The 17,355-nt window shown below is 68.9% G+C and carries 22 protein-coding genes and 3 pseudogenes; 14 read left to right on the plus strand and 11 right to left on the minus strand.

Annotated elements, in window-relative coordinates:
* The first annotated feature begins 1 nt into the window (after position 1).
* The 4 genes from nagB to ACIRD7_RS37230 all read left to right on the plus strand — a co-directional run bounded on the left by nagB (position 2) and on the right by ACIRD7_RS37230 (position 3,459).
* Entirely contained in the window at positions 2-781 is a 780-nt protein-coding gene (gene nagB / locus ACIRD7_RS37215) for a glucosamine-6-phosphate deaminase (RefSeq protein WP_403460323.1), read from the plus strand.
* Complete coding sequence (locus ACIRD7_RS37220) at positions 675-1,697, plus strand: ROK family protein (protein ID WP_403460325.1); 1,023 nt, start codon at positions 675-677, stop codon at positions 1,695-1,697. The genes nagB and ACIRD7_RS37220 overlap by 107 nt, the downstream gene beginning before the upstream one ends.
* 121 nt (positions 1,698-1,818) lie before the next feature.
* Positions 1,819-2,811, plus strand: a complete 993-nt coding sequence (locus ACIRD7_RS37225; protein WP_403460326.1) for a hypothetical protein — start codon at positions 1,819-1,821, stop codon at positions 2,809-2,811.
* Between the two features lie 186 nt (positions 2,812-2,997).
* A complete protein-coding gene (locus ACIRD7_RS37230) occupies positions 2,998-3,459 on the plus strand; it encodes an ATP-binding protein (RefSeq protein ID WP_403460483.1) in 462 nt (153 codons plus the stop codon).
* Between the two features lie 228 nt (positions 3,460-3,687).
* On the opposite strand, the pseudogene ACIRD7_RS37235 reads toward ACIRD7_RS37230, so the two are convergent.
* A pseudogene (locus ACIRD7_RS37235) lies at positions 3,688-4,256 on the minus strand (transposase).
* A gap of 63 nt (positions 4,257-4,319) precedes the next feature.
* On the opposite strand from ACIRD7_RS37235, the pseudogene ACIRD7_RS37240 reads away from it, so the two are divergent.
* Positions 4,320-4,631, plus strand: a pseudogene (locus tag ACIRD7_RS37240) (hypothetical protein); the annotation flags it as partial.
* A gap of 47 nt (positions 4,632-4,678) precedes the next feature.
* Here ACIRD7_RS37240 and ACIRD7_RS37245 read toward each other — a convergent pair.
* Positions 4,679-4,852 carry a hypothetical protein gene (locus ACIRD7_RS37245; protein WP_403460327.1) on the minus strand — a complete coding sequence of 58 codons (174 nt, stop codon included), beginning with the start codon at positions 4,850-4,852 and terminating at the stop codon, positions 4,679-4,681.
* A 277-nt stretch (positions 4,853-5,129) separates the two neighbouring features.
* On the opposite strand from ACIRD7_RS37245, the gene ACIRD7_RS37250 reads away from it, so the two are divergent.
* Complete coding sequence (locus ACIRD7_RS37250; RefSeq protein ID WP_403460328.1) at positions 5,130-5,735, plus strand: dihydrofolate reductase family protein; 606 nt, start codon at positions 5,130-5,132, stop codon at positions 5,733-5,735.
* Positions 5,736-5,984: 249 nt separating this feature from the next.
* On the opposite strand, the gene ACIRD7_RS37255 is transcribed toward ACIRD7_RS37250, so the two are convergent.
* From ACIRD7_RS37255 to ACIRD7_RS37265, 3 genes are all read right to left on the minus strand, one after another.
* Positions 5,985-6,653: a peptidase E gene (locus ACIRD7_RS37255; RefSeq protein ID WP_403460329.1), complete on the minus strand. Its 669-nt coding sequence runs from the start codon at positions 6,651-6,653 to the stop codon at positions 5,985-5,987.
* 499 nt (positions 6,654-7,152) lie between these two features.
* Entirely contained in the window at positions 7,153-7,332 is a 180-nt protein-coding gene (locus ACIRD7_RS37260) for a hypothetical protein (RefSeq protein ID WP_403460330.1), read from the minus strand.
* Positions 7,333-7,378: 46 nt separating this feature from the next.
* A complete protein-coding gene (locus ACIRD7_RS37265; protein WP_403460331.1) occupies positions 7,379-7,801 on the minus strand; it encodes an Hsp20/alpha crystallin family protein in 423 nt (140 codons plus the stop codon).
* Between the two features lie 235 nt (positions 7,802-8,036).
* Between ACIRD7_RS37265 and ACIRD7_RS37270 the strand changes: the two genes are divergently transcribed.
* Positions 8,037-8,624 carry an HdeD family acid-resistance protein gene (locus tag ACIRD7_RS37270; RefSeq protein WP_403460332.1) on the plus strand — a complete coding sequence of 196 codons (588 nt, stop codon included), beginning with the start codon at positions 8,037-8,039 and terminating at the stop codon, positions 8,622-8,624.
* Positions 8,625-9,175: 551 nt separating this feature from the next.
* Complete coding sequence (locus tag ACIRD7_RS37275) at positions 9,176-9,598, plus strand: Hsp20/alpha crystallin family protein (RefSeq protein WP_403460333.1); 423 nt, start codon at positions 9,176-9,178, stop codon at positions 9,596-9,598.
* Positions 9,599-9,664: 66 nt separating this feature from the next.
* Here ACIRD7_RS37275 and ACIRD7_RS37280 read toward each other — a convergent pair whose 3' ends face one another.
* Positions 9,665-9,976, minus strand: a complete 312-nt coding sequence (locus tag ACIRD7_RS37280) for a hypothetical protein (RefSeq protein ID WP_403460334.1) — start codon at positions 9,974-9,976, stop codon at positions 9,665-9,667.
* 126 nt (positions 9,977-10,102) lie between these two features.
* On the opposite strand from ACIRD7_RS37280, the gene ACIRD7_RS37285 reads away from it, so the two are divergent.
* Entirely contained in the window at positions 10,103-10,576 is a 474-nt protein-coding gene (locus ACIRD7_RS37285; RefSeq protein WP_403460335.1) for a GNAT family N-acetyltransferase, read from the plus strand.
* A 97-nt stretch (positions 10,577-10,673) separates the two neighbouring features.
* The gene (locus ACIRD7_RS37290; protein WP_403460485.1) at positions 10,674-11,114 is read left to right on the plus strand and encodes a transposase; all 441 of its coding nucleotides are present in this window, start codon (positions 10,674-10,676) and stop codon (positions 11,112-11,114) included.
* A gap of 171 nt (positions 11,115-11,285) precedes the next feature.
* Here ACIRD7_RS37290 and ACIRD7_RS37295 read toward each other — a convergent pair whose 3' ends face one another.
* The 4 genes and pseudogenes from ACIRD7_RS37295 to ACIRD7_RS37310 all read right to left on the minus strand — a co-directional run.
* Positions 11,286-11,828, minus strand: a complete 543-nt coding sequence (locus ACIRD7_RS37295; protein WP_403460336.1) for a GNAT family N-acetyltransferase — start codon at positions 11,826-11,828, stop codon at positions 11,286-11,288.
* 463 nt (positions 11,829-12,291) lie between these two features.
* Positions 12,292-12,444, minus strand: a complete 153-nt coding sequence (locus ACIRD7_RS37300) for a hypothetical protein (protein WP_403460338.1) — start codon at positions 12,442-12,444, stop codon at positions 12,292-12,294.
* A 199-nt stretch (positions 12,445-12,643) separates the two neighbouring features.
* Positions 12,644-13,033: a hypothetical protein gene (locus ACIRD7_RS37305; RefSeq protein ID WP_403460339.1), complete on the minus strand. Its 390-nt coding sequence runs from the start codon at positions 13,031-13,033 to the stop codon at positions 12,644-12,646.
* 70 nt (positions 13,034-13,103) lie between these two features.
* Positions 13,104-13,454 (minus strand): annotated as a pseudogene (locus ACIRD7_RS37310) (STAS domain-containing protein); the annotation flags it as partial.
* A gap of 205 nt (positions 13,455-13,659) precedes the next feature.
* On the opposite strand from ACIRD7_RS37310, the gene ACIRD7_RS37315 reads away from it, so the two are divergent.
* The 4 genes from ACIRD7_RS37315 (at position 13,660) to ACIRD7_RS37330 (ending at position 16,939) form a co-directional block, all read left to right on the plus strand.
* Entirely contained in the window at positions 13,660-14,022 is a 363-nt protein-coding gene (locus ACIRD7_RS37315) for a J domain-containing protein (protein ID WP_403460340.1), read from the plus strand.
* A gap of 37 nt (positions 14,023-14,059) precedes the next feature.
* Positions 14,060-15,916 (plus strand): molecular chaperone DnaK, encoded by a 1,857-nt coding sequence (gene dnaK / locus ACIRD7_RS37320; RefSeq protein WP_403460341.1) that lies wholly within the window; start codon positions 14,060-14,062, stop codon positions 15,914-15,916.
* Between the two features lie 2 nt (positions 15,917-15,918).
* Entirely contained in the window at positions 15,919-16,464 is a 546-nt protein-coding gene (grpE, locus tag ACIRD7_RS37325; RefSeq protein WP_403460342.1) for a nucleotide exchange factor GrpE, read from the plus strand.
* Positions 16,465-16,546: 82 nt separating this feature from the next.
* Positions 16,547-16,939 (plus strand): DUF2267 domain-containing protein, encoded by a 393-nt coding sequence (locus tag ACIRD7_RS37330; protein ID WP_403460343.1) that lies wholly within the window; start codon positions 16,547-16,549, stop codon positions 16,937-16,939.
* Here ACIRD7_RS37330 and ACIRD7_RS37335 read toward each other — a convergent pair.
* The gene (locus ACIRD7_RS37335; RefSeq protein WP_403460345.1) at positions 16,900-17,310 is read right to left on the minus strand and encodes an alcohol dehydrogenase catalytic domain-containing protein; all 411 of its coding nucleotides are present in this window, start codon (positions 17,308-17,310) and stop codon (positions 16,900-16,902) included. The two genes, ACIRD7_RS37330 and ACIRD7_RS37335, sit on opposite strands and share 40 nt — an antisense overlap.
* Positions 17,311-17,355 lie beyond the last annotated feature (45 nt).

The following is a 17,355-nucleotide window of genomic DNA, read 5'->3' on the forward strand; positions in this document are numbered from 1 at the left end:
GATGGAGGTGGTGATCCGCCCCGACGCCGATGACGTCGGCCGGACGGCCGCCGGCATCGTCCAGCAGTCGCTCGCCGACGGTGTGACAACGCTCGGACTGGCCACCGGCTCCTCGGTCCTGGCGGTCTACCGCGACCTGATCCGCCGCCACCGCCACGAGGGCCTCAGCTTCAGCGGCGTCGACGCCTTCCTGCTCGACGAGTACATCGGCCTCCCGACCTCGAGCCCGCAAGCCTTCGCACAGGTGATACGGCGCGAGCTGACCGCGCACATCGACCTCGATTCCGAACGGCTCCACGTGCCTTCCGGGACGGCACTCGATCCCGCTGCGGAAGCACGCCGTTTCGAGCAGTGCCTGACCGAAGCCGGTCCTGTCGGTCTGCAGCTGCTCGGCATCGGGGTCAACGGCCACATCGGGTTCAACGAGCCGGGCTCCTCACTGGCCTCGCGTACCCGGCTCAAGACCCTCACGGAGGGCACCCGCCGGGACAACGCACGTTTCTTCGGCGGCATCGAGGATGTACCGCGCCACGTCATCACCCAGGGGCTCGCCACGATCGGTGAGGCAGACCACCTGGTGCTGATCGCCACCGGTCCGCACAAGGCCCGCGCGGTGTCCGCCGCCGTCGAAGGCCCCGTCACCGCGGCCTGCCCCGCCTCGATCCTCCAGTTACATGCCCACGTCACCGTCGTGGTGGACGAACTCGCCGCATCCCAGCTGCGGCAGCGGGCCTACTACCGCTGCATTGCCCGTCACAAGCCCGTCGGCCAAAGGTACTGATGACGCACCCGGCACACGTTGTCGCCGTCGACCTCGGCGGCAAACGATCAAGGCAGCCCGCTACGGCCCCCAGGGGATCGCCGAGGAGACCCTTCGCCTCCCCACACCTTCGTCGAAAGGGCAGGATGCCGTCGTCGCCGCGGTCGTGCAGGCAGCCATGGCACTCACCCGCCCGGGCGTGCGGGCCGTCGGCCTGTGCGCTGCCGGGCTGATCGACACCGAGGGCGGGGTGATCCGCTACGCGGCCAACCTCGGCTTGCGCGACACGCCCCTCGCCGCAGCCGTGGCCGACGCCGTGGGCTTGCCCGTCACGCTTGAGCACGATGCGAGGGCTGCCTGCCTGGCCGAACGGCAGCTCGGGCTCGGCATCGACGTGAGCGACCTGCTCGTGGTCGTGCTCGGCTCCGGTCTGGCCGCAGGCATCGTCAGCGACGGCCGTCTCATACGAGGCGGGACCGGCATCGCCGGGGAATTCGGCCACATCCCGGTGCACGCCGACGGAGAACTGTGCTCCTGCGGCCAGCGTGGATGCGTCGAGGCGTACGCCGCCGCCGATGCCGTGGTCCGCCGCTACCGCCGCACCGGCAACAGCGCGGAGACCGCCGCCGACATCAGCGCGCGCCTGGACACTGATCCCGACGCCGACCACATCTGGGCGGAGGCGACAGACGCCCTCGGCCGGGCACTGGTCACCTCGACCCTTCTGCTCGATCACCAATGCATCGTCCTGGCGGGCGGAATGACCGCGGCCGGACCACGCCTCACAGCCCCGGTCCGACGGAGCCTGCAACGAGGACTGGCCTGGCGTGCCGTACCGGCCGTGGAGATCTCCCCCCTCGGTGCCGACGCCGGGCTCCTCGGGGCGGCCCTGCACGCCGTGACAGTCACCGGCGCGGCCCCGGCCCGGGTGAGCTGAGCCTCCTGAAGCGCCCCCCGACAGGCGCAGACCCCACGCACAGCGTGACTGCCACCGTGCGGCAGCGGCAAGCCGCCCCCGCTGCCGCACCACCCGCCCCGGACGGAAGGACCAGGTGACCATGTGGCCCCGAAGAGGACGCCAACGACCACCCCGCCGACTGTGCCCGGCACTGGACGACAGCCAACTCGCCCGCACCCTGACTCAGCTTGAGGCCCAGATCGCCGCCCAGGGCAACAACCTGGCCGAAGCCAACGACCGTGGCGCCCTCACCTACCCCATCGAACAGGCACTGCGCGACCCCGGCCACGACTGGGACCGCCGCATGCACCGCCTGCTCGTGCTCAGCGCCCTGCCAGAAGCCCCCGTCCTCGCCCGCCAATGGCGAAACCGGGATCACACCAGCGCCGACGCCGTGCTTCTGCAGGTGTTCGCCGACATCCACCAGGCCCGCGCCACCGGCGCGGCCATCGACATCGAGGGCACCGTAAGTCTGTGCCGGCACGCGGCGGAGCTCGCGCCCCCGGATCCTGCCCCCTGGATTGCCCTGCTCAACTGCCAACGGATGCAGCGAGCCCTGGGGAGAGCGGTGCAGCCGGTGTGGGAGGCCGTCCAGGCACGCGACCGCTGGAATCGGGAAGCACACTGGCAGATGCTGCACTACGTCTCCCCGGAGGAATGCGGCTCCAACGCCCTGACCCTGCAATTCCTCGACTCCGTCATTACCACCGCGCCTTCAGGGAGCCCCGTGACGGCCCTCGGCCTCACCTCCTCACTCGACCGGTACCGCCGGATCCTGGCGGCCGGCGGGATCCCGGCGATCACCGCGCACCGGCACTGGAACCAACCGCAGGAGCTGGCACTCGTCGACCAAGCCCTCGAAACCTGGCCGCAGCCGGGCTTCCTCACCCACGCAGCAGCGTGCGCCGACCTCAACCTCCTTGCCTACGTCCTGATGCAAGCCACGCGCCCGCGCGAGGCATGGCCGGTCTTCGAGGCGATCTCGGCGGTCGCCACCAGCTGGCCCTGGGAACTCGACGGCGACCCCCTGCAGCAGATCCAAAAGGAGCACCGCCGGGCCTTCCGGGCAAGGAACCGGCACACGAACAGCTGATCCACAGGCGCGAACAGCGCAAGAGAGCTGTCCGGAGTTCATTGACAAACCAACCCCAGCAGGCCAAGGTGGTCATAACTGGTTATTACCAGCGGTCCTGAAGATCAGCACAACCCCTCGGCGTGTGCGCCGGAAGACGCGAGGTTTGCCATGTCTGCTCAGGTACTCCCCGAACCGACCGAGCCGATGCGTCTGTTCGAGGCAGATCTCGGCGCTGTGGCCACAGCACCTAAGCCCCATCCCAGCGGACCGCAGGGCAGCTTCCCTGACGCAGGAGACAGCTGCCTCACCCGGGTGAGCGCCGGCGTCGAAGACGTGAGCCGGATACGCCGTGTCGCCCGCGACTTCCTCGCGGGCCTGCCCGTGCAGTCGGCAACACGGGAGGACGCACTGCTCGTCATCTCCGAACTGGTCACCAACGCTGTGACCCACGCCCTCCCACCGGCAGCCCTACGGCTCTGCCGTACGCCCCGCAGCACTCTTCGCATCGAAGTGACGGACGGTGGACCGCAGCTCCGCACGCCGCCACGGACCGACCCGATGGAGGAGCACGGCCGTGGAATGCAGATCGTTGCCGCCCTCGCCACTCATCACGGCACTGTCACACACGAACAGGGCGCTACTCGGTGGGTCGAACTGCCCCTTTGAGAACCCTCACCAGCCCTCGCGGGATCCTCAACGGCTGACGCTGCTGACGGCCGGGACGGACGGTGTCCTAGTCGTGGTGTAGGGGATCAACTGGCGGTTGTGGTCGTGGTGTTGGGTAGTGCCGGGGCGCCGTCGGGGAGCTCGGGGTGGAGCACGTCCATGCTGCCCTCGGGGAGGTAGCGGCGGGGAAGGCGATCCACTCGTCGCGCATCTCGCAGAGCACTGGGGTCACCAGCCGTTCCAGGCGGGCGGGTTGGGGAAGACCTGGACGACGTCGACGCGGCGCTTGATCTCCCCGCTGATCCGCTCCAGCGGGTTCGTGGACTGGATGTTGCAGTGTCGCTGCGGGAAGTCCGCGAGGGCGGTCAGGTCCTCCTTGGCCTCCAGCGACATGGCTCTGATCTTGGGGATCTGGTTCCCGAGCATCTCGGCGACGGTGGCCAGCTGAGCGCGCACGAGGTCAGACGTGGGCTGGGTAAAGATCGTGCGGATCATCGCGGCGACCATCTCGCCGGACTCCTTGTCGATCACGTTGAAGACATTGCGCAGGAAGTCAACCCTGCACGCTGCCGGGCCGCGCCGAGCATCACCTTGCGGAGTGCGGCGACCAGCCCGGAGTGCTGGTCGGTGATGACCAGACGGACCCCGCTAAGGCCCCGTTTCACGCAGGGAGCGCAGGTACTCCTTCCAGAACGCCTCGTTCTCGCGCCGACCATCAGCCCGGGGACCTCGCGCCCTCCGCCCTCGGTGATGCCGGTCGCGATTCCCACGGCCTGGGAGACGATCTGGTGGTTCACCCGCGCCTTGCAGTAGGTCGCGTCCAGGGAGGCGTCGAGCAGGACGAAGGCGCCGCCGCCAGCTTCTACCCGGCGCTCCCGTGGATGTCGTTCGTGGTCGCGGGCATGGCGCTGGGCCGCCTCGACCTGTCCTCCGGCACCGTCCGGAAGCGCCTGGCCGCGCTCGGTGCCGGCCTCACCGGGACCGCGCACGGCATGTCCCTGCTGCTCGCCGGCAAGGGCGCGTTGCGGAGCCTCGCGGAAGACGGACCGTCGTCCTCCGGCTCCGGTTCGATGCCCCTCGACGGCGGGTCCTTCCCCGACATGCCGGCGTCATTGCTCCTGACGGCCGGGCCGCACAGCGGCACCCCGTTCGACATCATCGGCAGTATCGGGAAGTCGTCGTTCTTGTCCAGGGCGCGAAATTGAGGACGGCTTGCCCGTCAGGCCCCGCGTGCGCCGTTGATGTCGAGGCGGTTGCCGATCAGGTGGCGGCAAGCTCCCTCGAGTGCGCCGGTGACGATCGGCCGGCCCGTCGCAGGGGAGGTGGCGTAGCCGAAGTGGCCGGTCAGGTAGCCGACGCAGGCGTCCGCGGCCGCGCGTTTCGCTCCGCGCACGCCGACCCGTCCGGTTTGGGCTCCGCGATCCATTGCCCCGGCAGTGCCCCGTCCGGGGGCATTTGCCGCCGGGCTTCGGCGAGCATCGGCTCGATCGAGGGAGTCAGCGCCACGCCGTCACATCGACGGGTACGAACATGTCGTGAGCGCGTGCAGGGCGGCGTCGGCCATGGCGCATCCCCCCGGTCATGGGTTTTCTCGCTGTTCACGGCGCGGCCGATGAGTTTGTGGCTCACGGCCGGTCCAAGCTCGGGACACCCTAGGAAAGGACACCGTCATGTCGGAGCTCCTGGTCGACTTCATCACCTCCCTCGACGGCTACGCATCGGGAGAGGGATGGCCCGGGTTCTGGGGCCTCGAGGGCCCGGAGTACCTCGCATGGCTCGGCGAGCAGCCCGAGGCCACCTATCTGATGGGAGCGAACACCTACCGCCTGATGTCGGGATTCGCCGCAGGTGAGGTTCCGAAGGGTCAAGACGAGTTCAGGCCCGAAGAAGAGGCGTCCGTCGACCAGCTCACGCAAGCGTCCAAGGTGGTGTTCTCCTCCTCACTCGAGGAGCCACTGACGTGGGCCAACTCCACGCTCGTCCGCGACGACGCCGTTGAGGCGGTCCGCGCCATGAAGTCGAGTGGCTCGGGGCTCCTCAGCACGATCGGCAGCCTCAGCCTGTGCCGGTCCCTGCTACGAGCCGGACTCGTCGACCGCTTCCGGGTCGTGATGTTTCCGGTGATCACGGGGGCCACGGGCGAGGAACGCATCTACGACGGCTATCCGGACGTCGCCCTCGAGATGATCGAGCACCGCACCTTCGACGGCCGCATCCAGCTGGTCGAGTACAAGCCCCGCGTACTCGAGCACCCGCCGCTCGGCGCCCCTGCGTGACGTCGCCCGGTCCGCCGGTCTGGACGGCCGCCAGGCCGGCGCCGGCGGGCGCGCAGCAAGATCTGATGGGGGGCGGGGGCGAGTGGTGGTCCACTCCTCACAGCTTCCCTGGGACGTCCACCGGAATGGTGCTCAGGCCACCACGCGCCGGACGGCCTACGAACAACGCCGAGTCGAACAGCGGCACCCCCCATCAGCGCGCCCTTGGCGCCGCACTGCCCTGTCCGGGGCTCCCCGCCACGTGTTGGGTCACGGATGGAAACGCCACCGGCCTTCAGAGATGACATCCACCTTGCCGTCCCTGACGCGAACGGCCGTCTCGTCGTCGATGAAGTAGATCGGGAAGTCCGCCCGCGCAGCGATGCGATCAGCCCAGGCGTCGTCCCGCTCGGGGAAACTCGGCGAGTACAGGTGGGGCTTGAGATACCAGTCGAAGAGGCCGAACGGCGGCTCCACGGTCGTCGCGCCGAGCACGTGGAGGTCCGTGGTGTCCCCGATGACGTCGGCGGAGTGTCCGGTGAGATTACGGCTGAAGATCATTGATCCGGCGCTCACCCCCACATAGACCCGGCTCGCCAGCGCCTCCAGGAAACCGTCGGCCAGGCCGTTGCCGGTGATGCTGCGCGCGAGGTGGTAGTGATTGCCGCCCTCGACATAGATGACGTCGGCGTGGAGCAGCCGGTCGAGCACCGTCTGCCGGGGCAGGCCGTTCAGCTCCAGGACGTCGAACTCCCGCCAGCCGAGGCCGTGCAGCCGGTTCATATCCGCGACGAACCACCCGTGGTCCCCGCGCTCGGCGACTGAAGCCGTGGGAACGAACACGACGTTCGCCGATCCGAACGGCTTCCCCAGCATGTCCCGCAGCGCATCCCGCAGCGTCTCGTTGCGCAGGCCACTCGCCGTCAACAGAAAGTTCATCGGGCGAGCCAAGCACGGCTGACGGACGCGCGCAACGGACCCACCTTCCACCAATACCGCCGTGGGATGGCCGCACCAGGAGCCGGCACTCAGGGTTCGGTGAGAAGGCTCAACCTGGGCGACAAGCTCAAAGGCGCACCGCCGACGCTTCACCCCCACCAGCGTTAGGGGAGGCCCGTGCCTCGGTCGACCGCGTCCGTAGTTCTTGGCGGCCTGCTGCCCGGTGAAGCGCGCCGATCATCCCGATGGTCCGCTCTGCCCGTGCGTGTAGGTCGTCATCGGGTACGACCACGCGCAGTTCGTGGGCTTCCGTTCTGGCTGCGCCGGGCCGTTCGGAGGCCCGCGCGGGGGGTACGCCGGGTACCGACTCGGCGCGCCCAGCACCCTGCGTGCAACCCGCAGCCACCGCCACGAACGCGGTGCTCAGCGATGAGTGAAGGGACACCCGGCAACCTCGCCCGCGCTGAGCATGTGTCTCGCGGCTTCGCGCTCACCCAACTCATGCCGTGGTGGTGTGTTCGTCGGTGCTCAGGACGCTCCGCAGTCGCTGGTAGCGGTCGAGGTCTTCCCAGGTGTCGTGGTCGGGCAGGCTGGGGTTGCGGCGTCCGGTGTCCCAGGCCCAGATGCTGGCGGCGAGACCGGCCAAGAGCGGGATGAGCAGCCACAGCAGGGCGCCCATGGTGTGAACCTCCTTCGATGGATTGGGACGGAAGGGCTGAGGGAGCTCAGGCGCTCAGCTGCTTGGGTGCGTCGCCAGAGATGGCGATCTTGCGGGGCTTGGCGTGTGCGGCCAGCGGGATGCGCAGGGTGAGGACGCCGTTGTCGTAGGCGGCCTCGGCGGCTGCGGCGTCCAGGGCATCGGACAGGGCCAGGCGGCGGGTGAAGCGGCCGACGGGCCGTTCGGTCAGCACGGGACGGGCGTCGGCCGGGATCGGGGAGGGCCGCTCGGCGATCAGGGTCAGCGTCTGATGCTCTGTGGTCAGCTCGATGGTGGAGCGGTCCATGCCGGGCAGATCGAACTGCAGGTAGAGCGCTTCCTCATCGCGCCAGGCATCCGCCGGGATGACGGTGCCGACCGAGGCAGAGCCGTTCGCGAGCTGCTGCGTGAGCCGGTCGAGATCGCCCAGAACACCCGTACGCGCAAGCATATCCAACCTCTCTCTTCCTGAAGGCAGGCCGCAAAGACTGCGGCGTGACGATCGAGTACCCGCCTATTCGTATAACCCGACAAGAGATTCTCTGACAAGCGCCCACTGTATGAAGTTGACAGCAGTTGACTCAACCTCCTATACGTGCCTACGTGTTCGGTCGCGTCGATGTCGTCGGCCGCCACCGGAGTGGTCCGGCTGTCCGCGCACAGGATGGCCGGAAGGGAGATCGCTGGTGACGGCAAGGATGAAGACGGTCTGGCTGCCGGCCGCCCGCGGCGCGGCGGCGGTGGTTTTCGGCGTGCTGACGCTGCTCTGGCCGCGGCTGACGGTGCTGGCTCTGGCCGGGGTGTTCGGTGCGTATGCCCTGGTGGACGGTGTGATGCTGCTGGGCGCGGCGTGGTGGCACCGGCGTGAGCGCCGGTCGGCCGTGACTTGTGCGGCGGCCGGCACGCTCGGAGTGGCGGCCGGACTGATCACGGGCGTATGGCCGGGTCTGACGGCCCTGGCCCTGTTGGTCGTGGCGGGCGCCTGGGCCATCGTGACGGGCTGCCTGGAGCTGTGGGTCGCCACGCGGATGCGACATGAGCTGCGGCACGCGTGGTGGTGGCGGGCCTCGGCCGGCCTGTCGGCGGCGGCGGGTGCGCAGCTGTGGCTGCGCCCGGACGCCGACGCGGTGGCCATCGCGCTGGTGCTGGGCCTCTACGCACTGATCGCGGGCGGCCTGTGGCTGGCTGCGGCCTGGCGCGAGTACCGGACCCGTCCCGGGCGCGGTGTGCGGTCCTGGACCGGGCCCGCCTCCGGTGCCCGCGTGGCCCACTGACCTGCTCCCCATGAGTAACTCAGGCGCGACGCACCGCAGGCGCGCGGGGCATGCGGTGCGCCCTGGACATCCGAACGGCAGGCGAGCATCGTGACGCGGCTGCGCATCGACGGCGGCGACCTGGTGGTGCGTCTGCCGTGGTGGTGGGCGCTGGTGGCGCGGCGCCGCAGCGTGCGCCTGCGTCTTGAGCCCGTGGACGACGTCCGGGGAGCCGCGCCCGTGGCGCGCGGTGCGCCCGCATCCCGGGCCCCGCTACCGCTTCCGTCCCGGGCGCTGGTGCGTGGGCGAACTGGAGCACCCCCGGCGCCGGGACTTCGCCGCCCTGCGCGCCGGGGGCCCGGTGCTCGTGGTGACGACCTTCTCCCGACGCCCCGCGCAGCCGCCCAGCGGTGTCCACCGCCGACCCGGAGGGCGACGCGGCCTGGCCGCGGCAGGTCACCGTCCAGAACATCACCAAAAAGTTGAGCCAATAGTTGTCAACTTTCCGGCGTGGTGCTATATCAGAAGCAGAGCGGATTGGACTCAGGAACGACGTGAAGGAGGGATGAAAGATGCTGATGCGTACGGATCCCTTCCGCGAGCTTGACCGGCTCGTCGAGCGGGTCTGGGGCACGGCCGCGCACCCGGCGGGCATGCCGCTGGACGCCTGGCGTGAGGGTGACACGTTCTTCGTGCAGCTGGACCTGCCGGGCGTGGACGCGGAGTCGATCGATCTCGATGTCGAGCGCAACGTCCTGACCGTGAAGGCCGAACGCAAGCCGGCGTACGGCGAGAACACCGATACGGTGGTCGCTGAGCGGCCCGCGGGGACGTTCAGCCGGCAGCTCTTCCTCGGCGAGACCCTCGACACTGACAAGATCGAAGCCACCTACGAGGCCGGTGTGCTGAGCCTGCGGATCCCGGTCGCCGAGCAGGCCAAGCCCCGCAAGATCGCCATCAGCGGCGGCAGCGACCGCAAGGAACTGTACAGCTGACGCCGCAGCAACTCCTTTCTTCAAGGGCCTCGGGCACCAGTCCGAGGCCCTGACGCCGTCACTGGCTCATCGCGCATCTGCGACTGCAGGGCGCCGATAGGTGACAGACCCCATGGCGGTGCCGTAGCCCGGCCGCACCACGAAGCCCAACGCCGTGGGCCCCACGGCACCAGGGCGTGTATCGAAAGTGGAGCCTACGACTTTGGGTGCGATTGATTTCGGGACGTATTGGCCCGGCTGGTTGACTGGTGCAGCGGCGTGCGGCAGCCCCAGCCGCAGGTGCACCAGCGTGACGAGGAGCCGATCAACGAAGACCTGGCGTTGCTCGGGCCGGTGCCAACAGCCCGCCTGCCACTTGGGATCGGGTTCTTCGATCAACCCGTCGAATGTATGCGGGAGACCCCGGATAGGGGAGGGTGGGAACAGGCCCCACGGGCCCAGGCTTGCGTCGCAACTTGCCCAATCCGTGCAGACCTTCGCCTGCTAACGACCAGGGCGCCTGCCATGATCGTCATCATGGGGATACACATCGCACCGGCCGCGGTGGCTGACTTCCACCAGGTCCTGACTGATCACTCCCGTTATTGGGGCGAACGCGACCTTCGGTCGCTGCACCTTCTGGCCTTGGTGCAGGAGTTCGGTTCCACCTGCTTGGTTGCCCGGTCCGAGGACGGAATCCGCGGGTACATCTTCGGGTTCGTCACCCCAGAAGGCACCGGGTACGTGCACCTGATCGCCACGCGGGATGATGCCCGTGGTACCGGTCTCGGCCGTCGTCTGTACACGGCGTTCGCTGAAGCAGCGGAACGTCTCGGTGCACGGAAGTTGAAGGCGATCACGTCAGTCGAGAACACCGGCTCTATCGCCTTCCATCGTAGCCTCGGCTTCGACACGAAGATCGTCGACGACTACAACGGCCCAGGCCGGGCCATGGCCGTCTTCCACCGAGATCTGCTGCTCAACGTCCCGCGGCCCTGACCAACCAACCGTCACCGGGTAATCGCTCCCCAAGTCGTAAGACGTGTGATGATCTTGGTTCGTGGCAGGTGGAGACCCGACGGGTGACCAAGGGGCGGTGCTGGAGCCGCTGTTACTGAGAGGCAAGAACCCCGGCCGCCCGCTGACGTGGGCCCGGCGACAGCTGATCGACGGCATACGGTTCCGGATCCGCACCGGTGTCCCGTGGCGGGACATGCCCGCCGAGTACGGACCCTGGGGTCGGGTGTACGACCTGTTCCGTCGATGGCAGCGGGACGGCAACTGGCATCGGATCTTCACTGCGTCGCAGGCCCGGGCGGATGCCAACGAGCGGATCACCTGGGACCTCAACCCGGACTCCACGATCGTGCGGGCCCACCAGCACGGCGCCGGTGCGGGTGAAGAGGGGAGTCCCAACAGGAACCGCCTGGCGGTGTGGCCTGCGAGCCGGAGGACCACGGGTCAGGAGGCTCCCGCGGCGGTCTTGCCGCCAAGCTGCTGGCCGTCGAACAGAGGCAGAAGCCCTTGTCCATCCTGATCACGGCCGGGCAGCGCGGCAGTTCGAGGTCGTGCTGGGCCGCATCCGGGTGCCTCGACTGGATGCGGCAGGGCCCCGCGTGCGCCCGCGACAGGTGGGGGCGGACAAGGCGTACGCGTCCCGCAGGAACCGTCGCGGTCCGCTACGAGGCCACCGTCCTCGTTGCCGCCATCAGCGAGTGGTCGTGACGCACTGGTCCGACGACAACTCGAACACCCGTACTCGCCGACCACCGGTGGGATTGACGGTCTCACGGAACAGATGCATCCCCAGTTTGGTCATGATCCGTTCGGACGCGTCGTTGCCCACTTGAGTGATACTGACGATCCGCTTCAGCCCTCGCTCTTCGAACCCGAACCGTACAGCGGCCGCAGCGGCCTCCGTGGCCAAGCCCTGCCCCCAGTGGGAACGTCCCAGCCGCCAGCCGACCTCAACCGCCGGCAGTACCTCCGGCAAGTAGTTGGGCACCGAAAGGCCGGTGAACCCGGCCAGTTCGCCGGTGGACCGGATCTCCACGGCGAACAGGCCGAAGCCCTGTGACTCCCACTCGCTCTCCCATGCCTGGACCCGCCCGCGAGTCTGCTGTTCGTCAAGGACGCTGCCGTCACGGATCCACCGCATGACCTCGGGGTCGGAATGGACGGCAGCCATGGGCGCAACGTCTTCCTCACGCCAGCGACGCAGGATCAAACGAGGAGTCTCAAGCGTGACCATCCCATCATTCTGGATCACAAATGGGCTCTCGCTATCCTCACCAGGCACTTTCGATACACGCCCAGTGACCAGTGCAAGGATTCATCCCCAGTCGGCGAGGAGTCCAAGGGCCGGGCAGACGACGGCTAGGACGCCAAGGGGGCCGCGTCCGCGACTGTCGTGGGGACCCGAGTGCCCACACACCGAACACCACGGCCGCGCCGCCGAGCAACGGCAGGAAAAAGGCCCGACAGGAGCCTACGCAGGCCAAGCGCGCTCTGAGCGGTCACCGACTCGGTACCGCCCCGCGCAGAACGACGACCGAGAAAGCCAGAACGCCCCCGCCCCACCGCGTCGTCACGCGGCCGACCGTTTGTCCCTCATGGCTCGCTTCCCTCATCGGTGTCGGATCGCCCCGGTAAGCCGCGAATGCTCAGGCCGGGAGAGCCCTTGCCGGCTTCTCGCGTTCGGCGCCGGGAGCGCATCAGGAAGGGGCCGGGCCCTCCCGATTCCCGCCGTCGGCGTCGAACACCTTGGTGAAGGTGGCCCCGCACCGGCAGCGGGAGTGCTCGATCAGTTCCCCCTCGGCCGACACGCTCAGCCTCTGGCCAAGCCGCACGTGCACATGATCACCCATGAGGAGCTGCCCTCCTTGACCTCGTCTGGTCCGGTCATCGTGAGGCCGCCTGCGTGGACCGGCAATGCCGCAGCTCACACGTGAGCGCCGATCGTGCACGCCCTTCGGGTCCGCCGCCAGGGCCCAGGGATCGCCGTACGAGGTCCCTGCCCACAGCAGTGCGCGCCCGCCGTCACGGAACAGGCGCGCACTGCCCGGATCACTTGGACGGCTTCGTGGACGGCTGGGCTGCTCGTGCGCCGGGCTGCGGCTGCGGGTGGCCGGCGGCGTGCAGGATCGGTGCGGTGTGCCGCTCGGAGCGATGGCCGCCCGCGGCCGGGACACGGCTGCGGGGCGCCTCGGCGTCACCGGGCAGCGGCACGGGCCTGCGCGCCACCAGGCGTCCGACCCAGCGGCGGCCGCAGTGTTCGCAGGGTGGTGCGCCCTGCGGCGTGTACGGGGAGACGACGGCGGTGTTGTCGCGGTTGAAGACCTCCCACTCGGCGTCGAGAGCGTCTCGGTAGCGCTGGACGTCGTAGTCGACGCTCCATCGGTGCCAGCACGAGCCGCAGGTGAACTCCACACGTTCGACCGCGAGTTCGGTGATCACTGCACTGCACCTCCCATCCGGTGTGCGGGAACGGTCCGGGGTGCCGACAGGGCCGTGTCAGAGAGGGATGCACGGGCGGGTCGGAAGCAGCGCCGCCGCCGCGCAGCAGCCTCTCTGTCCGCCCGTGTGGGCATACCAGGCGTAGTTCCCCCTGGTCCTGGTCCTGGTCCAGCAGCGTCCGCACGGACATCAGAGCGTCGAGGCCGTCGGCCTCGGCATCGGTCAGGTCGGACAGGTCAAGGATCAGATGCTGGTGCCGGTGTTGTACGTGGGCGGAGGCCGCGAAGGCGCGCGGTTCCCGGGCGGTGGCCCCGTCCAGGGCGCATTTGACCTCGATCACGGCCCAGCCGTTGCGCCCGTGCGCCGCGAGGACAGTGCCATGGTCCGCACCCCACTGTCCGCTTCCCCGTGCCTGTCCCAGCCGCCCGCGAACCGCGGGTCCTGATCTCTGCTTCCACTCCTTCGCCTACTGCACCGCTCAGCGTTTCGCAGTCGCGGAGTACAGCGGACACCACCTCCCCTATACCTCGCCCAGACTTGACAGGGCAAGACTCAAGTTTTATCTCATAAAGGTAGGCAAGAGAGTAGGGAAAAGCAGCTCAGCATGGACGAGGAGGTGGCCGGAGGTGCAGGCGCCGAAGCCAGAATCGGACCTGTACGCGGTGCTGGGGGTGCAGCCCTCGGCGACGGCCGCGGCGATCACGTCGGCCTTCCGCGCCCGGGTGCGGGAACTGCGCCCCGACACCCAGGTGGACGCGGAGACCACCGCACGGTTCGGCCAGGTGCGGGCGGCGTACGAGACGCTGCGTGATCCCCTCCTGCGGGCGGCCTACGACCAGCGCCTGGAGCGCATGCTGCCGTCGCCCGAGCGAGGTGCTGCCCCTACCCTGCCGGCGCGGCCCGTACGGCGGTACGCAGTGGTGCTCGGGGACGTGCATCCCGAGCCGCCGCTACGTGTGGGGCCGGTCCGGTGGATTCCCTGCCGGTGAGACGGAGAACGAGGTGAGGACGAGGAGGAGAGCTCAGATGGCACGGGCGGTTGGTATCGACCTGGGTACGACGAACTCGGTGGTCTCGGTCCTGGAGGGCGGCGAGCCCACTGTGATCACCAACACCGAAGGCGCGCGGACGACCCCGTCGGTGGTGGCCTTCGCCAAGGGCGGTGAGGTGTTGGTCGGTGAGGTGGCCAAGCGGCAGGCCGTGACGAATGTGGACCGCACGGCGCGCTCGGTCAAGCGGCACATGGGCGACCACGCCTGGCGGTTCCCGGAGCACGGGGAAATCGACGGCAAGCGGTACACGGCGCAGGAGATCTCCGCGCGCGTGCTGCAGAAGCTGAAGCGGGACGCGGAGTCCTACCTGGGTGAGGACGTCACCGACGCGGTGATCACCGTGCCCGCGTACTTCGACGACGCCCAGCGGCAGGCGACCAAGGAGGCCGGGGAGATCGCGGGCCTGAACGTCCTGCGGATCATCAACGAGCCGACGGCGGCGGCGCTGGCGTACGGCCTGGACAAGGAGAACGACCAGACGGTCCTCGTCTTCGACCTGGGCGGCGGCACCTTCGACGTGTCGCTTCTGGAGATGGGTGAGGGCGTCATCGAGGTCAAGGCCACCAATGGTGACACCCATCTGGGCGGTGACGACTGGGATCAGCGGATCGTCGACCACATGGTCACGCAGTTCAAGAACCACTACGGCGTGGACCTGTCCAAGGACAAGATGGCCGTGCAGCGGCTGCGGGAGGCGGCTGAGAAGGCGAAGGTCGAGCTGTCGTCGTCCACCGAGACGACCATCAACCTGCCTTACATCACGGCCTCTTCGGAGGGCCCGCTGCACCTGGACGAGAAGCTGACCCGCGCCCAGTTCCAGCAGCTGACCGCCGATCTGCTGGAGCGGTGCAAGGCGCCGTTCCACAACGCGATCAAGGACGCCGGGATCAAGGTGTCCGACATCGACCACGTGGTCCTGGTGGGCGGCTCGACCCGGATGCCGGCCGTCACAGAGCTGGTGAAGGAACTGACCGGCAAGGACCCGCACAAGGGGGTCAACCCCGACGAGGTCGTCGCCGTCGGCGCCGCCCTGCAGGCCGGTGTGCTCAAGGGTGAGGTCAAGGACGTCCTGCTCCTCGACGTGACCCCGCTGTCCCTCGGCATCGAGACCAAGGGCGGCATCATGACCAAGCTCATCGAGCGCAACACCACCATCCCGACGAAGCGTTCGGAGATCTTCACCACCGCCGAGGACAACCAGCCCTCGGTGACCGTGCAGGTCTACCAGGGCGAACGGGAGATCGCCGCCTACAACAAGAAGCTCGGCATGTTCGAGCTGACCGGCATCGCCCCCGCTCCGCGCGGCGTGCCGCAGATCGAGGTCACCTTCGACATCGACGCCAACGGCATCATGCATGTCTCCGCCAAGGACCTGGGCACCGGCAAGGAGCAGAAGATGACCGTCACCGGTGGCTCCGCGCTGCCCAAGGACGACATCGACCGCATGGTCCGGGAAGCGGAGCAGCACGCCGAGGAAGACCGCAAGCGGCGTGAGGCGGCCGAGACCCGCAACCAGGGTGAACAGCTCGTCTACTCCACCGAGAAGCTCCTGAAGGACAACCCCGAGCAGATCCCGGCGGACGCGAAGAGCGAGACGGAGACGGCGCTGGCCGACCTGAAGGAGAAGCTGCAGGGCGAGGACACCGCCGCGATCCGGCAGGCCATTGACCGCACCGCCCAGGCCGCGCAGAAGATCGGCACCGCCCTGTATCAGCAGTCCCAGGCCGAGCAGCCGACCGGAGCCTCCACGGACGGCAGGAGCGGTGGTCCGGCCGAGGATGATGTGGTGGACGCCGAGATCGTTGATGACGACAAGGCGGAGGCTGGCTGACGATGACCAGGAGCGGTCCGCACAGCACCGAGCTGGACCAGTTGCGGCGCCTGGTTCAGGAGCGGACCGCCGACCTGCAGCGGGTCAAGGCCGAGTACGACAACTACCGCAAGCGGGTGCGGCGGGACCGCCTGGCCGTGCGCGAGATCGCCGCAGCCAACGTGCTCAGGGCGCTGCTGCCGGTGCTGGACGCCGTCGACCGGGCGTGCGCCAACGAACCGCTCACGCCCGGTCTCAAGGACATCGCCGACAGCCTCAATGAGCAGCTCGGCTCGCTGGGCGTCACCTCGTTCGGTGAGGTGGGCGATCCGTTCGATCCCGCCTGCCACGACGCCCTCAGCCACCACGTCTGCGCCGCCGCGGACCGCCTGGTGTGCTCGGCAGTCCTGCGTCCCGGCTACCGGCTGGGCGAGAACCTGCTGCGCCCGGCGACTGTGGAGGTCACCGGGCCGGCCCCGCCCGCGAGGAGCGCATCGGCGCCGGAGTGCGGCGGACGCGGGCCATCCGCCCACCCAGACAAGCCGCCGTTGCCTGTCATGCGGAACTGACAGGCTTGCCCCATCTGGGTACCGGGGAAGAGGGCATCGCTTTCGATGCCCTGAGATCACAGGCAAGCGGAGGTGACGAACCATGCAGCACCACGAGTTCCTCGCTCGCGTACGCGAGCTCGGCGAATACGCCAGCCAGGACGAAGCCGCGAAGGTCACCAACGCGGTGCTGAGCGTGCTCGCCCAGCGCATCAGCCCGGGTGAGGTCGACGACCTTGCCTCCCAGCTGCCCGCTCCGCTCGGACAGGCACTGGCCCAGGCCAAGCAGGCGCAGGCCGAGAGTTTCGGAATCGAGGAGTTCTACCGCCGAGTCGCCGAGCGCACCGGCGCCCGGCCGCGCACCGCGGTGTGGGACGCCAGCGCGGTCCTGACCACCCTGGGCGGCGCCGTCTCCGGCGGAGAGCTGAACCAGATCATCAGCCAGCTCCCCTCCGGCTACGCCGTCTTGTTCGGCAAAGCCGACCTGGCCGGCTGACACCACAACCCCGGGGGCACCCCGAGTATGGCCACGTCGCCGGCGCCGGCATCGGTCCGCACGGCCAGCCCGCCGTGCGCATGCTGCACGTCACTGCGGATGTAGCCGACGACCTCGTCACCCGGAGCGAACTCGGCAGCGCCGGGGCCGGCGCCGACCACCACCCCGGAAATGTCCCAGCCGGGGACCCCCGGGAAGAATGTGGGAACCGCGCTGTCCAGCCTGCCGCCATGCAGTGCCAGGTCGGCCGGATCGAGAGCGGCCGCCCGCACCCGGACCGGCACGGAGTCGACGTGTGTCCTGGGCCTGGGAAGCTCCACGGATTCGAGCACCTCGGGACCGCCGTACCGGCGGTAGACCACGGCCTTCACATCGCACCCCCGGCACTGCCATCGGCATGTCCAGCAGGATGTCGT

Source organism: Streptomyces sp. NPDC093568 (assembly GCF_044764945.1).
In the GTDB taxonomy this organism is placed as follows: domain Bacteria; phylum Actinomycetota; class Actinomycetes; order Streptomycetales; family Streptomycetaceae; genus Streptomyces.

Bases quoted from the DNA above. Each gene is read 5' to 3' on its own strand.
- nagB (WP_403460323.1), top strand. From the start codon at position 2: ATGGAGGTGGTGATCCGCCCCGACGCCGATGACGTCGGCCGGACGGCC.
- ACIRD7_RS37220 (WP_403460325.1), top strand. From the start codon at position 675: ATGCCCACGTCACCGTCGTGGTGGACGAACTCGCCGCATCCCAGCTGC.
- ACIRD7_RS37225 (WP_403460326.1), top strand. From the start codon at position 1,819: ATGTGGCCCCGAAGAGGACGCCAACGACCACCCCGCCGACTGTGCCCG.
- ACIRD7_RS37230 (WP_403460483.1), top strand. From the start codon at position 2,998: ATGCGTCTGTTCGAGGCAGATCTCGGCGCTGTGGCCACAGCACCTAAG.
- ACIRD7_RS37250 (WP_403460328.1), top strand. From the start codon at position 5,130: ATGTCGGAGCTCCTGGTCGACTTCATCACCTCCCTCGACGGCTACGCA.
- ACIRD7_RS37255 (WP_403460329.1), bottom strand. From the start codon at position 6,653: ATGAACTTTCTGTTGACGGCGAGTGGCCTGCGCAACGAGACGCTGCGG.
- ACIRD7_RS37260 (WP_403460330.1), bottom strand. From the start codon at position 7,332: ATGGGCGCCCTGCTGTGGCTGCTCATCCCGCTCTTGGCCGGTCTCGCC.
- ACIRD7_RS37265 (WP_403460331.1), bottom strand. From the start codon at position 7,801: ATGCTTGCGCGTACGGGTGTTCTGGGCGATCTCGACCGGCTCACGCAG.
- ACIRD7_RS37275 (WP_403460333.1), top strand. From the start codon at position 9,176: ATGCTGATGCGTACGGATCCCTTCCGCGAGCTTGACCGGCTCGTCGAG.
- ACIRD7_RS37285 (WP_403460335.1), top strand. From the start codon at position 10,103: ATGATCGTCATCATGGGGATACACATCGCACCGGCCGCGGTGGCTGAC.
- ACIRD7_RS37295 (WP_403460336.1), bottom strand. From the start codon at position 11,828: ATGGTCACGCTTGAGACTCCTCGTTTGATCCTGCGTCGCTGGCGTGAG.
- ACIRD7_RS37300 (WP_403460338.1), bottom strand. From the start codon at position 12,444: ATGGGTGATCATGTGCACGTGCGGCTTGGCCAGAGGCTGAGCGTGTCG.
- dnaK (WP_403460341.1), top strand. From the start codon at position 14,060: ATGGCACGGGCGGTTGGTATCGACCTGGGTACGACGAACTCGGTGGTC.
- grpE (WP_403460342.1), top strand. From the start codon at position 15,919: ATGACCAGGAGCGGTCCGCACAGCACCGAGCTGGACCAGTTGCGGCGC.
- ACIRD7_RS37330 (WP_403460343.1), top strand. From the start codon at position 16,547: ATGCAGCACCACGAGTTCCTCGCTCGCGTACGCGAGCTCGGCGAATAC.